This window comes from Enterococcus sp. RTP21361st1_A6_RTP21361_211029, from assembly GCF_040910045.1.
Lineage (GTDB): Bacteria > Bacillota > Bacilli > Lactobacillales > Enterococcaceae > Enterococcus_D > Enterococcus_D gallinarum.
Window position 1 is genome coordinate 1 of sequence record NZ_JBDGBK010000081.1, and the last position, 15,602, is coordinate 15,602.

At 42.8% G+C, this 15,602-nt stretch carries 13 protein-coding genes; 10 read left to right on the top strand and 3 right to left on the bottom strand.

Annotated elements, in window-relative coordinates:
• Positions 1-122: 122 nt before the first annotated feature.
• Together AB5Z52_RS12835 and AB5Z52_RS12840 are read right to left on the bottom strand one after the other, a co-directional pair.
• Positions 123-1,802: a ribonuclease J gene (locus tag AB5Z52_RS12835; protein ID WP_003127349.1), complete on the bottom strand. Its 1,680-nt coding sequence runs from the start codon at positions 1,800-1,802 to the stop codon at positions 123-125.
• A gap of 2 nt (positions 1,803-1,804) precedes the next feature.
• Positions 1,805-2,017 (bottom strand): DNA-directed RNA polymerase subunit epsilon, encoded by a 213-nt coding sequence (locus tag AB5Z52_RS12840; RefSeq protein ID WP_003127351.1) that lies wholly within the window; start codon positions 2,015-2,017, stop codon positions 1,805-1,807.
• Positions 2,018-2,424: 407 nt separating this feature from the next.
• Between AB5Z52_RS12840 and AB5Z52_RS12845 the strand changes: the two genes are divergently transcribed.
• The 3 genes from AB5Z52_RS12845 to AB5Z52_RS12855 all read left to right on the top strand — a co-directional run bounded on the left by AB5Z52_RS12845 (position 2,425) and on the right by AB5Z52_RS12855 (position 6,670).
• Positions 2,425-4,158, top strand: a complete 1,734-nt coding sequence (locus AB5Z52_RS12845) for an ABC transporter ATP-binding protein (protein WP_288551817.1) — start codon at positions 2,425-2,427, stop codon at positions 4,156-4,158.
• A complete protein-coding gene (locus AB5Z52_RS12850) occupies positions 4,155-5,912 on the top strand; it encodes an ABC transporter ATP-binding protein (RefSeq protein ID WP_368266945.1) in 1,758 nt (585 codons plus the stop codon). Before AB5Z52_RS12845 ends, AB5Z52_RS12850 begins: the two co-directional genes overlap by 4 nt.
• A gap of 215 nt (positions 5,913-6,127) precedes the next feature.
• Positions 6,128-6,670 carry a gamma carbonic anhydrase family protein gene (locus AB5Z52_RS12855; protein ID WP_003127358.1) on the top strand — a complete coding sequence of 181 codons (543 nt, stop codon included), beginning with the start codon at positions 6,128-6,130 and terminating at the stop codon, positions 6,668-6,670.
• 83 nt (positions 6,671-6,753) lie between these two features.
• Here the strand turns inward: AB5Z52_RS12855 and clpP are convergent, their stop codons facing one another.
• A complete protein-coding gene (clpP, locus tag AB5Z52_RS12860) occupies positions 6,754-7,344 on the bottom strand; it encodes an ATP-dependent Clp endopeptidase proteolytic subunit ClpP (RefSeq protein ID WP_003127359.1) in 591 nt (196 codons plus the stop codon).
• 179 nt (positions 7,345-7,523) lie between these two features.
• On the opposite strand from clpP, the gene AB5Z52_RS12865 reads away from it, so the two are divergent.
• The 7 genes from AB5Z52_RS12865 to AB5Z52_RS12895 all read left to right on the top strand — a co-directional run bounded on the left by AB5Z52_RS12865 (position 7,524) and on the right by AB5Z52_RS12895 (position 15,441).
• Positions 7,524-8,042, top strand: a complete 519-nt coding sequence (locus AB5Z52_RS12865; protein ID WP_003127360.1) for a hypothetical protein — start codon at positions 7,524-7,526, stop codon at positions 8,040-8,042.
• A gap of 312 nt (positions 8,043-8,354) precedes the next feature.
• Entirely contained in the window at positions 8,355-9,098 is a 744-nt protein-coding gene (locus AB5Z52_RS12870; protein ID WP_005471627.1) for a glycerophosphodiester phosphodiesterase, read from the top strand.
• Positions 9,098-10,018, top strand: coding sequence for a tRNA (adenosine(37)-N6)-dimethylallyltransferase MiaA (gene miaA / locus AB5Z52_RS12875; protein ID WP_005471628.1), 921 nt, complete (start codon positions 9,098-9,100; stop codon positions 10,016-10,018). The genes AB5Z52_RS12870 and miaA overlap by 1 nt, the downstream gene beginning before the upstream one ends.
• Complete coding sequence (gene hflX, locus AB5Z52_RS12880; RefSeq protein ID WP_003127363.1) at positions 10,015-11,253, top strand: GTPase HflX; 1,239 nt, start codon at positions 10,015-10,017, stop codon at positions 11,251-11,253. Before miaA ends, hflX begins: the two co-directional genes overlap by 4 nt.
• A 257-nt stretch (positions 11,254-11,510) precedes the next feature.
• Positions 11,511-11,891 (top strand): MerR family transcriptional regulator, encoded by a 381-nt coding sequence (locus AB5Z52_RS12885; protein WP_003127364.1) that lies wholly within the window; start codon positions 11,511-11,513, stop codon positions 11,889-11,891.
• Between the two features lie 46 nt (positions 11,892-11,937).
• A complete protein-coding gene (gene glnA / locus AB5Z52_RS12890; RefSeq protein WP_005471630.1) occupies positions 11,938-13,278 on the top strand; it encodes a type I glutamate--ammonia ligase in 1,341 nt (446 codons plus the stop codon).
• 558 nt (positions 13,279-13,836) lie between these two features.
• Positions 13,837-15,441, top strand: coding sequence for a CTP synthase (locus AB5Z52_RS12895; protein WP_288551816.1), 1,605 nt, complete (start codon positions 13,837-13,839; stop codon positions 15,439-15,441).
• The last annotated feature ends 161 nt before the right edge of the window (positions 15,442-15,602 follow it).

Here is a 15,602-nt window from a genome sequence, read left to right on the forward strand (position 1 = left end):
ATGTTTTTTAATACCTAAAATAAAAATGGGGCTGAAGAATCAATTCTGATTCATCAGTCCCATAAATTATAGAGCCTAAAAAACTCGACCACTTCCATTGAGGGTTTGGTCGAGTTTTTTTGTTAGTGGTCGTCAGGTGTCATGATCATCGAAAGAATCATTGGGTGACGTTCTGTTTTTTCAAATAAGAAGGGTTGCAAAGCAGCTGACATGGCTTCTCGCATTTTATGTTCGCTAGGATCTGGCTGGTTCAAGACTTCTCTGAGGGCACGGAACAGGATCTGTTGTGCTTCATTGATCATCTCGCCAGATTCCCGCATATAGACGAATCCGCGGGAAAGAATGTCTGGTCCTGCTAAGACTTCTTTTTTCGTCAAGTCGACGGTGGCTACGGCTAGCACTAAGCCTTCTTCTGATAAGATACGACGGTCTCGTAAGACAACGTTACCGATGTCGCCAATTCCACTACCATCAACATAGACATCACCCGCATTGAAATGACCTGCTCGACGAGCAGAATCTGCAGTTAACGCCAGCATATCACCGTTTTCCATAATAAAACAGTTCTCTTTTGGAACGCCGACATCTTGTGCCAGTTGGGTATGGATATTCAACATTCTGAACTCTCCGTGGACCGGCATAAAGAACTTAGGCTTCATCAAACGAAGCATCAATTTTTGTTCTTCTTGACCACCATGTCCCGAGGTATGGATATTATTCAATTTCCCGTGGATCACATGTGCACCTGCTTCTAACAGCAAGTTGATCAAGTGGTTGACACTAGTCGTATTTCCAGGGATCGGTGAACTAGAGAAAATGACCGTATCGTCTGGATGGATCTGAATTTGTCGATGAGTACCATTGGCGATCCGACTAAGGGCTGCCATTGGTTCCCCTTGAGAGCCAGTACATAGGATCATGGTTTCATTAGCTGGTAAGCGATTGATCTCATGAGATTCGACAAATGTACCGTCAGGGACTTTGATATAACCTAAGCGCTGCCCATTAACGATCGCATTTTCCATACTTCGACCGAAGACAGCGATCTTACGACCTGTGGCAACCGCAGCATCTGCTGCTTGTTGCAAACGGAAAATATTGGAAGCGAAGCTGGCAAAGATGATCCGGCCTTCGATTTTTTCGAAAATCTTGCGGATCGAACTACCAATCGTTTTTTCTGACTTGGTAAAGGTCGGAATCTCAGCATTGGTACTGTCAGAAAGGAGGCATAGCACACCTTCTTCTCCGATTCTGGCCATTTTGTGTAGGTTTGCTGGTTCGCCCACGGGTGTGAAATCGAACTTAAAGTCACCAGTTGCTACGATATTTCCCGAAGGTGTTTTCACCACAACGCCTAGCGCATCAGGAATACTGTGGGTCGTTCGGAAAAAGCTGACCGATGTTTTGCGGAAGCGAATCACGGTATCTTCATTGATCTCATGTAATGTAGCATCTCGCAGTAACCCGTGTTCATCCAACTTGTTGGTAATCAAAGCCAATGCTAATGGACCAGCATAGATTGGGATATTTGCTTCACGCAGAAGGTAAGGAATACCACCAATATGATCTTCATGACCATGAGTGATGACTAACCCTTTGACTTTCGTGATGTTTTGGACAATGTAGCTATAATCGGAAATCACATAGTCGATTCCAAGTAGTTCATCTTCCGGGAATTTGATCCCGGCATCAATCAAGATGATCTCGTCTTGGAATTGAACCCCATAACAGTTTTTTCCGATCTCGCCTAGTCCGCCGACGCCGAATACGCCAGTTTCATTATTTTTTAGAGAAACTTTCATTATTAAAACTCCGCTAATTTGAAATCAGCGTTCTCTTTTTCATACGCAAGATGTTTTTCATCAAGTTCTTGAATAAACTCGATGTTATATGGGGTGTTTTGTTCGACTGTACGGCGTGCAGCAACCGCGCTTTCTGCGTCAATGTACAGGGAATGGGTTTGTTCTCTTTTTGGGTTGCGGTCTTTTGTTTCTTGATAGTAAACTTTGTAAATCATACAAATTCTCCTTTATCTGCTAATGCAGTAGTTTATCGTTTTGTTCGATTCGGTGCATCACAAAATCAAGGCCCTAGATAAGTGACCTGAAAAGTGGGGGTCGTCAGTGGACCGCTACATGCTTTTTCCAGACAATCGTTGTGAGAAAAAAGAGAAAGCCTCGTCTTTGCTTTCCAAATGTTGTCATAAAAAATTCACCGGTTTTTGTAAATCGTTTCATTACAAGTAGTATTAGTTTATCATAGAAAAGTAAATAAGTATAGAAACTAGTTGGTTTGAAAGGGCTTCCCTTGGTCATCCTTAAAAAAATACTTTAAAATATCTCCTTTTTTTCTTCGGGAAGTGGGTTACTTGAAATTGGGACTATGATATAGTAAAAATAATGTGTAAAAAAAGGAGGGGCTTTTTTGAAATTAATGTGGCATTACACAATGCGCAATAAAAAACTGTTGGTTTTTAATTTCATCTGTGTGTTTGGATTTATTTTGATTGAACTAGGATTACCCACATTGCTGGCTCGAATGATCGATGTCGGTATTCGAAATGGTGACCGAGAGTATATCTGGAAGATGGGAATGGCAATGATTGCTATTACTTTGACAGGGATCGCAATGAATATTATGTTAGGGTACTTTACCTCAAGAATCACAACGAATATCGTAGCAGATGTTCGAGATGATCTTTTTGAAAAGGTGCAAGGTTATTCACATACGGAATATGAAAAAATCGGTGTTTCATCCTTGATTACTCGGGTGACCAATGATGCATATCAAATCATGTTGTTCTTGCAGAATATTCTGCGGATTGGATTGATGACGCCGATGATGTTTGCGGTCAGTTTGTATATGGTCATGCGGACAAGTACAAAATTAGGGATGTATGTGTTAGGGGCACTGCCGATCTTGTTGATTGCTGTGATAGCCATCGCAAAGATTTCCGAGCCGTTGTCTAACAAGCAGCAAGCCAATTTGGATAAGATCAATGGTATTTTGCGGGAAAACTTGTCTGGTTTACGGGTCATCCGTGCGTTCGTAAATGAGAAATTTGAAGAGAAACGCTTTAGCAAAGTCAATCAAGCGTATGCATCCAGCTCTCGCAGCTTGTTCCGTTTGATGGCGACAGCACAGCCGGGCTTTTTCTTCTTATTCAATATCGTGATGGTACTGATCATTTGGTCAGGAAGTATTCAAATCGAAAATGGGCAACTGCAAGTCGGTGACTTGATTGCTTTTATCGAATACATCTTCCATGCTCTATTCTCATTCATGTTGTTTGCGACTATCTTTACGATGTATCCACGTGCAGCGGTCTCAGCCCGACGGATTCAGGAGGTATTGGATATGACTTCAGAAATCGTGGAAGCCGAACAGCCAGTGACAGAAGGCAAGACCAAAGGATATGTGGAATTTAAGAATGTGACATTTGCCTATCCGGGACATGCTGAGAGTCCTGTGATCCGCAATGTTAGTTTTACTGCTTCTCCTGGTGAAACAGTTGCTTTCATCGGCAGTACTGGAAGCGGGAAATCAACATTGATCCAATTGATCCCTCGTTTTTATGATGTCACAAAAGGACAGGTTTTGATTGATGGGATCGATGTTCGCGAGTACAGCTTGTCCGCTTTGAGAAATAAGATCGGATTTATTCCCCAAAAAGCGTTGCTGTTCACTGGAACGATCGCAGAAAATCTGCGCTATGGGAAAGAAGATGCGACACAAGCGGACTTAGAACGTGCGGTTGAGATCGCACAAGCAGCTGATTTTATTGCTAAAACACCGGATGGCTTTGATGCACGTCTAGCAGAAGGAGGCACGAACTTTTCTGGTGGTCAGAAACAACGGCTGGCGATCGCTCGTGCGGTGATCCGTCGTCCCGAGATCTATATTTTTGATGATAGTTTTTCTGCACTGGATTATCAAACCGATGCCAAATTACGGGCGCGTTTGAAAAAAGAAACGACCGAATCAACTGTTTTGATCGTGGCGCAACGTGTGGGGACGATCATGCACGCGGATAAAATCATTGTGTTGAATGAAGGCGATGTAGTTGGTATCGGCACCCACAAAGAACTGTTGGAAAACTGCTCGGTTTATTACGACATTGCAGCATCACAATTATCAGAGGAGGAGTTGGCACAATGAAAGCATTCTCTTCTTTAAAACGTTTAGGGCGCTACATCAAACCCTACAAAGTCTCCTTTATTTTAGTCTTACTTTTTACTGTCGCTACAGTTGGCTTTAACGCGGCATTGCCGTATGTGTCCGGATTGCCTACAACAGAGATCAGTCGGAATATTGCAGCGGGAGAGCCGCTGAATTTTGATTACATCATCGTTTGTTTGATCTGGATCACCGTTGTCGGTGTAGGGTATTGTTTCTCACAATTAATGTCAGGGCTTTTGATCACAAATGTCGTTCAATCTGCGATGCGTGATTTACGTCAAGACATTGAAGAAAAGATCAACCGCTTGCCTGTTTCATATTTTGACAAAAATCAGCAAGGAAATATCTTGTCACGGGTAACGAACGATGTGGATGCAGTCAGTGGTGCGATGCAGCAAGCCTTGATCGGGATCGTCAATGCCTTTCTAGGAATCATCATGGCGGTAGCGATGATGTTTTATATCAATTCGTTTATGGCGTTGATCGCATTGATCATGATTCCAACGTCATTGATCATTTCAAGAACGATCGTCAAGAAATCGCAAAAAGACTTCCAAGGCATGCAAAATGCATTAGGAGACTTGAACGGTTATGTTCAGGAAAATATGACTGGTTTCAGTGTATTGAAAGTCTATGGACGAGAAAAACAAACACTTGACGGCTTTAAAAAAGTCAATCACCAACTGCGCTATTACGGCTTCCGTTCGGCCTTCGTCTCGGGATTGATGATGCCGTTAGTTCAAATGACTGCCTACTTTACGTATATTGCTATGGCAGTTATGGGAAGTTTCTATGTAATTGGCGGTGTGATCGTGGTAGGGCAACTGCAAGCCTTTATCCAATACATTTGGCAAGTGAGTCAGCCAATGGGGAATATTACCCAGCTTTCCTCTGTCTTACAAAGTGCTTCGGCAGCTGCAAAACGGGTTTTTGAGATTTTGGATGAACCGGAAGAACCAGTCAACCAAACAGATATTCCATTGCCAGCGGAATTTCATGGGGATGTTCAATTTGAACATGTCGGTTTTGCCTATGATCCGAAGAAACCGCTGATCAAAGATTTGAACTTTGAAGTGAAAGCTGGTCAGACGGTAGCGATCGTCGGACCAACTGGAGCCGGAAAGACCACATTGATCAATTTGTTGATGCGTTTCTACGATGTCAACGAAGGGGCGATCAAGATTGATGGTATTGATACGAAGAAAATGGCCCGCAGCGATGTCCGGTCGTTATTCGGCATGGTTCTGCAAGATGCTTGGTTGTATGAAGGAACGATCGGAGACAATATTCGTTTTGGTAAGTTAGATGCGACCGATTATGAAGTGGTCGATGCAGCTAAAACAGCCAATGTGGATCATTTCATCCGGACGATGCCGGACGGTTATGAGATGTTTATCAATTCCGAAGGGGATAATATCTCGCTTGGTCAAAATCAACTCTTGACGATTGCTCGAGCAGTCATTTCTAATCCGAAAATCTTGATCTTAGATGAAGCAACAAGCTCTGTGGACACACGGCTCGAAGCGTTGATCCAAAAAGCGATGGACAAAGTGATGGAAGGACGAACCAGTTTCGTCATTGCTCACCGGTTGTCTACGATTCGGGAAGCCGATTTGATCTTAGTCATGGATCAAGGAGCAATCATAGAAAAAGGCAATCATGAAACACTACTGGCAGCTGGGGGATTTTACAGTCAGCTTTATCAGAGTCAGTTTTCAGAAGAAGCAGAATAGGTCAAAAGAGTGTGGTGTCAGCCGCACTCTTTTTTTTGTATGAAGTGTGAAGATATCCGCATATAGTCGCTGTTCTCTTACGGACTGATTCGTGGTTTTCATAGTTATTCATGGTATCATGGGTACAGGAATAGAGTAGTATAGTAGTAAAGTATAGTAGTAAAGTGTAGTAGTAAAGTGTAGTGGAGAAAGAAAAATCCTAAAGGAGTTTAACAATGGATCGGAAAAAAGAGACAAATAGCCAAAAACGAAATCAACTAAACGCAGAAACTGCTAGTACGCAAAACTTTATCGCGCCAAATGCGACTGTCGTCGGAGATGTCACCATCGGCAGTGAGGCGACTGTCTGGTTCCAAGCAGTTTTGCGGGGAGATGCAAATTATATTCGAGTAGGTGAGCGGACCAATATTCAAGATGGGACGATCATTCATGTGGATCATGATGCACCCACGATCATTGCAGAAGATGTGACTGTCGGTCATCAGTGCATGCTTCATGGCTGTAAGATTGAAAAAGGGGCCTTAATCGGCATGAGTTCCATTGTTTTGAACCATGCAGTTATCGGTGAAAACAGTTTGATTGGTGCCGGTTCTTTAGTTACTCAAGGAACGATCATTCCGCCCAATGTGCTGGCTTTTGGACGTCCTGCTAAAGTGATTCGTCCGTTGACAGAGGAAGAAATTGCCAAAAACAAAGCCAATATCGCCCATTATGTTTCCTTGGGAAAAGACTACTTGCAAGGGAAATATGTTTATTAATGGCAAGCGAAGTCAATCGGATCTCGTTTAATGACGCAAAAAAACCAGCGTGCTTCAGCACAGCTGGTTTTTTGATGGATGAATTATTTTAAGCTGTTTGATTCCATGATCTCGTCGATCAAGCCGTAATCTTTTGCTTCTTGAGCAGTCATGAAGTTATCACGGTCTGTGTCTTTTTCGATGACTTCGATTGGTTGACCTGTTCGCTCAGACAAGATTTTGTTTAGGCGTTCGCGAGTTTGCAAAATGTGACGAGCTGCGATTTCGATCTCTGTTGCTTGTCCTTGTGCGCCACCTAATGGTTGGTGGATCATGATCTCAGCATTTGGCAAAGCAAAGCGTTTGCCTTTTTCACCAGCTGTCAATAAGAATGAACCCATTGAGGCAGCCATCCCCATAACGATCGTTTGCACGTCTGCTTTGATGAAGTTCATGGTATCAAAGATTGCTAGTCCGGCTGTGACGCTTCCGCCTGGTGAGTTGATGTACAAGTAGATATCTTTTTCAGAATCTTGTGCATCCAAGAATAAAAGTTGGGCGATGATCGAATTGGCTAAATCATCTGTTACTTGACCACTTAACATAATGATGCGGTCTTTTAATAGACGAGAATAGATATCATAGGCTCTTTCGCCACGAGATGATTGTTCAATGACTGTAGGAATTAAATTCATTTTTTAGTCCTCCTAAAAATCGATATAGATATAGTTTAGCACAAAGTTTTTGCAATATCTAAAAGTAAGTATACCCATTAGGTCAATAAAGGTCAAATAAAAAGTTCGTTATCTTTTTTGCCTCTCTTTTAAATTATGATACAATAAAAAGAAAGTAAGCATGAAAGGGTCAGAAGAAAATGGCAGTAGCGATTGCAGGTTTTATCGGCGTATTAGTAGGCGCCTTATTAGTAACGATCATCTTCAATCTCAGAATTCGTTACGATGAACAAAAAGAAAAACGGCGACGGCTGTTGGAGCATAAAGTCAAAGAAATCGAGACACTTCTCCAATTGAACAGGAAAATCAGCGAAATTTTACAAAAACGGGTGATCCTGATGGACGAATATGTCAGTTTCGATGCTTTCGATGACTGTTATATAACGATCGATGATTTTGCTTATTTACAGTCTTTTGCCGCACAGAATAACTTTTATTTGCCGAATTATTTTTTAGAAGAATTTTTCAAGAAAATCGGTACCCGCAGAGTGATCCTTTCACCAGAAGAAACGGTGAAGATCGGCGGTTATACGTATAAAGGCGGTCGTGTCATCATGGAGAATTTCTTGGATACACTGACTGAAATGGTCAATGAGCGCAAAACGCAAATGAAAAATTTGACCAATGAACCATTAACTTATTTTTCTAAACCATTATAGTCGAGTCAATCGAGAATGGGGCTATAACATTGAGTCTGTGACAGAAGTTGCAACGAGATGATCCGAAGGACGTGAACGGAATTGCGCTCTCCATCGTGTATTTGATGAAGACCTGCTGCAGAGTAGGAGCAATTTCATGATTGTTGGGAGGATCATTTTGTGGAAAAACTTCTGTCATAGCCTCTTTTTTTGTCGATTCTCTGATATATACAAATCCTAGCGATGCCTTTAGAAAATGAGGATGGCACAAGGAGTAGGAGTTTGGTTCTATGGGGTTCCGTGGTAAAATAGAAAAAGATTGGAGTGAAACAAATGGTACAAATCGTTGCCCATCGTGGCAGTAGTGGAGACCGTCCAGAGAACACGTTACCAGCCTTTGCAGAAGCAGTTCGGGTCAAAGCCGATATCATTGAACTAGATGTTCATCTATCAAAGGATGGTCACCTGATCGTAATGCATGATGAAACAGTCGATCGCACTACGAACGGCAAAGGCCGAATTTGTGATAAAACGCTGACAGAACTAAAAGAATTGAATGCCGGCAGCTGGTTCTCAGAAGATTATGCCGCCACAAAAGTGCCGACGTTGAAGGAAGTCCTCGATCTTTTAGCAGCAAAGAATTATCGTGGTATTTTAACGATTGAATTGAAAACAGACCATTACGAGTATCAAGGGATCGAAAAGAAAGTATCTGAATTGTTAGCCAGTCAAAGCTGGCCCTTTACTCATTGGTATTGTTCATTCAATGTTGACACATTGGATCGATTGTATGCGATTGAACCGCAAGCAACCTTTGACTTTATTATGGGAAAATCGGAGGCGAAACCTCCGTTAGCATTGTCGCGCCCTTACATTGAAGGAATTCATCCTGCCTATGAGTGGGTCAAGAAACATGAGGAACAGATCGCGGATTATCCGATTGCCATTCGTCCTTGGACAGTCGATACAGAAGCGGAAATTCGTCACTGTCTTGCAGTAGGGGTCACGGGAATTATTACCAATTTTCCTGAGCGAGTCCGGGAAGTCCAAAGGAAGGTTCAGGAGGAAGCTCATTGATGGAAAAAGTGATTGTGGTAGTCGGACCGACTGCGGTTGGAAAAACGGCCTTAAGCATCGAACTGGCGAAAAAGTATCAGGGAGAAGTGATCAGCGGCGACTCCATGCAGATCTATCGTGGCTTAGATATTGGGACAGCCAAGGTAACAGCTGCAGAAATGCAAGGAATCCCTCATCATCTGATCGATATTCGCGACAGCCATGAATCCTATTCTGTGGCAGAATTTCAAAAAGAAGCCCGTGAGTTGATCACGGCCACCCATCAACGAGGTCATCTGCCTATCGTAGCAGGGGGAACCGGATTGTACATCCAGGCTTTACTCTATGACTATCAATTAGGAGCCGCTGAGGAAAGTGATCCTTCCGTTCGGCAGCGCTACCAGCAAGAAGCAGCAAGAATTGGCAAAGAAGCGCTATGGCAAAAGTTGCAGGTATTAGATCCTTTAGCCGCAGCAAAGATCCATTACAACAATGAACGTAAAGTGATCCGCGCGTTGGAAGTCTTGGAAACAACGGGAATAAGCATTGCAGCCCCGACTACTGCACCGGAAGCGGTATACGATTATTTTATGATTGGGCTTTCCACAGACCGACAGTTGTTGTATCAGCGTATTGATCAGCGAGTCGATCAAATGGTGGAAGCAGGTTTGGTTGCGGAAGCACAACAGGTGCTGATCCATCCTGAGACCCAAGCAGCAAAAGGAATCGGGTACAAAGAATTTGCCCCTTATTTTGCCGGTACATGTTCATTAGAAGAAACGGTCGCACAAATCAAACAACAGTCTCGCAGGTACGCCAAACGGCAACTGACTTGGTTCAAGAATCGTCTCGCTCCTAGATGGGTCGATCTTGTCCAGCATCCTGAGGACGTATCTTCGATCGAAAAAGCGATCGACCAATGGTTGGAGGAGAAGGAATGACACAAGAACGCGTAATCCTTGTTGGCGTAGAAACAGAACGAAATTATTCGACCTTTGCGTCCTCAATGAATGAATTGAAAAGTTTGACCAAAACAGCAAACGGAGAGGTGATTTTTTCACTGATCCAAAAACGGCCGCAAGTTGATCGGCAAACAGTGATCGGAAAAGGAAAATTGGCGGAACTGCAACAGTTAGTGGATGCCCATGAAGCTGATTTGGTGATTTTCAATCATGAATTGACACCCCGACAAAGCCAGTTGATTGGTGAAGAATTAGGGGCGCCAGTTATTGATCGTGTCCAATTGATTTTAGATATCTTTGCTATGCGCGCTCGTTCAAAAGAAGGAAAACTGCAAGTAGAGCTGGCACAATTAGATTATTTGCTGCCTCGATTGATCGGACAAGGGAAAAATATGTCCCGTCTGGGGGGCGGTATTGGAACGAGAGGACCAGGAGAAACCAAACTGGAGACGGATCGACGCCATATCCGTAATCGGATCACGATCATTAAACGAGAGTTGAAGGAAGTCGCTGCTCATCGTGATCGTACCCGTCAGAAACGCCGCGACAGTCAAGTCTTTCAGATCGGTTTGATCGGGTATACCAATGCTGGGAAATCAACGATTTTGAATTTATTGACTAGTGCGGATACCTATGAGCAAGACCAACTGTTTGCGACGTTAGATCCTTTGACAAAGCGTTGGCGGTTGCCGGAAGGATTGGAAGTGACCGTTACCGATACTGTCGGCTTTATTCAAGAACTGCCGACACAATTGATCGATGCCTTTCATTCTACATTAGAAGAGAGTCAAAATATGGATCTGCTGCTGCATGTGGTTGATGCTGGTTCTCATGATCGGCAACAGCAAGAAAAAACAGTTTTAGCATTGATGGAAGAACTATCATTGACGCAAGTCCCAGTTCTGACGATCTATAATAAAGCTGATCGCATTGATCCAGAACAATTTGTGCCGACGCTGTTCCCCAATGTTTTGATTTCTGCCAAGAGCAGTAAAGGGAAAGAACAACTGATCCAAGCAATTAAAATGGAACTCATGCAAATCATGCAGCCTTATCAAACCGTTTTAGCTGCCAATGAAGGCAAGCGATTGAGCCGTTTGAAGCGGGAAACACTCTTGCTTACCAATGACTTTGACGAGGAAGATCAAACCTATCACCTAAAAGGTTTTGCATTGCCAGGTTCTGCCGGGATCTATCCAACAATTGAAGAGTAACGCTCAGGAAATGAAGTGGTCGAGCTGTGTGTAGGGAATTCTAATACCTGCACGCAGTTTTTTTTCAGTGATTACCACTGGAAATTTTTTTCATTCGACCAGTAAAAGGATGGTTTTCTAGTGATTGTTCTGCCAAACAGAAAAAAATAAATGTCTATGTCACTTTTTCTTACATGAAGGGTTGACAGTGGAAAAAACAATTGGTATAGTTTCAATTAAGTTATGCAGGATCATCTAAATGAGGGAGGCGCCACGTTATGCGGGAAAAAGAGTTGCGGCGTTCGATGTCTGTCTTTCCGATTGGAACAGTGATGAAACTAACGGATCTGACGGCTCGTCAAATTCGTTACTATGAAGAACAAGAACTGATCCATCCAGAACGCAGTGATGGTAATCGACGCATGTATTCATTAAATGATATCGATACGCTATTAGAAATCAAAGACTATCTGTCAGATGGTTTGAATATGGCTGGGATCAAACGTGTGTACGAGATGAAAATTGCCAAAGAACAAGAAGCAAAGAACAAACCGCCACTGACTGACGAAGATGTTCGTCGAATCTTTTATGACGAACTCCTAGCGCAAGGTGGTCTGAATCAACAACAGCCATTCCAACAAAAAGGTCCGCTAATGTAGATCAATGTTGTGGCACGAAAGAATAAAGGTCAAAGGAAGGGATATTATGCCGAAAATTGAAAGAACAGCCGAAGATATCAAACAAATCGTTAAAGACGAGAATGTACGTTTCTTGCGCTTGATGTTTACTGACATCTTGGGAACGATCAAAAATGTAGAAGTACCAGTTAGCCAATTGGAAAAAGTACTTGAGAACAAAATGATGTTCGATGGCTCCTCCATTGAAGGATTCGTACGGATTGAAGAAAGCGATATGTACCTTTACCCAGATTTATCTACTTGGATGATTTTCCCATGGGAAAGTGAGCATGGCAAAGTCGCTCGTTTGATTTGTGATATCTACAACCCTGATGGCACGCCATTTGCTGGCGATCCTCGCGGCAATTTAAAACGGGCACTATCAGATATGGAATCTCTAGGTTTTACTTCTTTCAATCTTGGGCCTGAACCGGAATTTTTCCTTTTCAAATTAGATGAAGATGGCGAAATCACAACAGACCTAAATGACAAAGGCGGCTATTTTGATTTTGCACCGACTGACTTAGGTGAGAACTGCCGCCGCGATATCGTATTAGAATTAGAAAGCCTTGGTTTTGAAGTAGAAGCCTCCCACCACGAAGTAGCACCAGGCCAGCACGAAATCGACTTTAAATATGCCGATGCGGTAGAAGCGTGCGATAACATCCAAACTTTCAAATTAGTTGTCAAAACGATTGCCCGCAAACACGGTTTGCATGCGACATTTATGCCAAAACCATTATATGGCATCAATGGGTCAGGTATGCACTGCAATATGTCCTTGTTCAATGGAAAAGAAAATGTCTTCTTTGATGAAGAAGGACCAATGCAGTTGAGCCAAACGGCGTATCATTTCCTAGCCGGTTTGATTGAACATGCCCGTGCTTATACAGCAGTCTGCAACCCAACAGTCAATTCTTACAAACGTCTGGTCCCAGGTTACGAAGCACCGGTTTATGTTGCTTGGTCAGGACGCAACCGTTCACCACTGATTCGTGTTCCTGAATCTCGCGGCTTGTCCACCCGGTTAGAATTGCGCTCCGTTGATCCATCCGCTAATCCGTATTTGGCAATGGCTGTCTTGCTGCAAGCCGGTTTAGATGGTATCCGTCGTGAGTTGACACCGCCGCCTGCAGTGGACCGCAACATTTATGTGATGAATGAAGAAGAACGTGCAGAAGCACAAATCGAAGACCTGCCATCAACGATCCACAATGCGATCAAAGAATTGCGTAAAGATGACGTGATGATCGATGCATTGGGCAAACACATTTTTGCGAACTTTGTGGAAGCCAAACGTTTGGAATGGGCCGCTTTCCGTCAAACAGTTTCTGAGTGGGAACGCGAGCAGTACCTTGAATTGTACTAATCAATTACTAGTCGTTCGATCTGCAGAGGCAACAAACGAATAAGTCATTGGAAGATGGTCCTTAGAATCTATTGAAGCGTCTGTGACAACCGATACAAAAAAAGAAACCGCTAGAGAAAACCAATCTAGCGGTTTTGTTCTGTTATCTATTCAAAGTAGAAGACAGGAATCGAACCTGCACCTTGTTTTCGCAAAAATGATAAGAAAACGATTTCTGATCATTTGTAACAAAACAAGTAAAGCACCGAGCTTCCTCTACAAGAATCATTATGACAAGCAGACCCAAAGAATCCATTAAGAAAGTAAGAAAGAAGTTTAGCGATTTGTGAATGTTCATCGAAATCAGCGATTTTTCGATGTATCCGCATCCAGAAAGGATTCGAGAAAAGTTTGCTTGACTTTTGCTAGGCAAGATTGTATCATTCTGTTTGGGCACTCTTGAAAAAGAGTCAGAAAGTGATTTAGAATTTTCGCTCCCTATTCATTTATGGATAGGGAGCTTTTCTTATTTTCTAAGTACTTTTCCTGCAAAATAGTTTAAAAGGAGTTTTTCAGTTTATGACAAAATATATTTTTGTAACCGGCGGTGTGGTTTCTTCGATCGGTAAAGGTATTGTGGCAGCATCACTAGGACGCTTATTGAAGAATCGTGGCTTAAAAGTAACGATCCAAAAGTTTGATCCTTACATCAATGTTGATCCAGGAACGATGAGCCCATACCAACATGGTGAGGTATTCGTGACCGATGATGGTGCAGAAACAGATTTGGACTTAGGCCATTATGAACGTTTCATCGACATCAACTTGAACAAATACTCAAATGTAACGACTGGAAAAATCTATTCAGAAGTTTTGCGCAAAGAACGTAAAGGGGAATACTTAGGAGCAACTGTCCAAGTAATTCCGCACATCACCAATGAAATCAAAGAAAAAATCATGCGGGCAGCAAAAATGACCGATTCAGATGTCATCATCACTGAAGTCGGCGGAACCGTTGGCGACATCGAGTCGTTGCCGTTTCTAGAAGCGTTGCGCCAAATGAAAGCTGACGTTGGTTCGGACAATGTGATGTACATTCATACAACGTTGATTCCTTACTTAAAGGCAGCGGGTGAAATGAAAACCAAACCAACGCAACACAGTGTAAAAGAGTTGCGAGGATTGGGTATCCAACCAAATATCCTAGTGGTTCGGACTGAACAACCTGTGTCCCAATCAACAAAAAACAAATTGGCCCAATTTTGTGATGTTGCACCTGAAGCGGTTATCGAATCCCGAGATGTAGAAACACTCTATTCGATCCCATTGGCTTTACAAGCACAAGGAATGGATCAAATCGTTTGCGATCACTTGAAATTGAATGCGCCAGTAGCTGATATGACAGAATGGCAAGCATTAGAGGAAAAAGTATTGAACTTGAAAAAGAAAGTCCGCATTGCATTGGTAGGGAAATATGTGGAATTGCCAGATGCGTATCTGTCTGTTGTTGAAGCATTGAAACATTCTGGTTTTGCTTATGATGCCGACATTACGATCGATTGGATCAAAGCCCATGAATTAACGAAAGACAATGTTGCCGAATACTTACTGGATGCAGACGGTATCTTAGTTCCCGGCGGTTTTGGCGATCGTGGAATCGAAGGCAAGATCGAAGCGATTCGGTATGCTCGTGAAAATGATGTCCCATTCCTAGGGATTTGTCTGGGAATGCAAATGGCCTGCGTGGAATTTGCCCGCAATGTCGTTGGGTTAGAAAATGCGAATTCGGCAGAAACTGATCCCGATACAGCAAACAACATCATTGATTTGATGGCAGATCAAGAAAATATTGAAAACTTAGGCGGTACGCTACGTTTAGGCTTGTATCCATGTAAAGTCAAAAAAGGAACGAAAACAGCTGCAGCCTATGAAGGAGAAGAAGTCGTACAAGAACGTCATCGTCACCGTTATGAATTCAATAATAAATACCGCGAAATCTTTGAAGCAGAAGGTATGGTCTTCTCAGGTGTCTCACCAGACAATCGCTTAGTTGAAATCGTTGAGATCCCAGAAAATAAATTCTTTGTGGGTTGCCAATTCCATCCCGAATTGATTTCACGACCAACACGTCCACAACGATTGATCAAAGCATTTGTTGGTGCATCATTAGACAATCGTGGGTAACACATATAGTACCAGATTAAAAACCAGCTGTTGAGCTGGTTTCAGGCTGTAGGCAATGTCCCGGAAAAGGGAGGCCTACAGCCTTTTTTGGCTCTTCGTCAAATCGTGTTGGTGAAGACAAATTTGAATAAAACTTAGTCCGATATGCGGCGCGTTCTGTG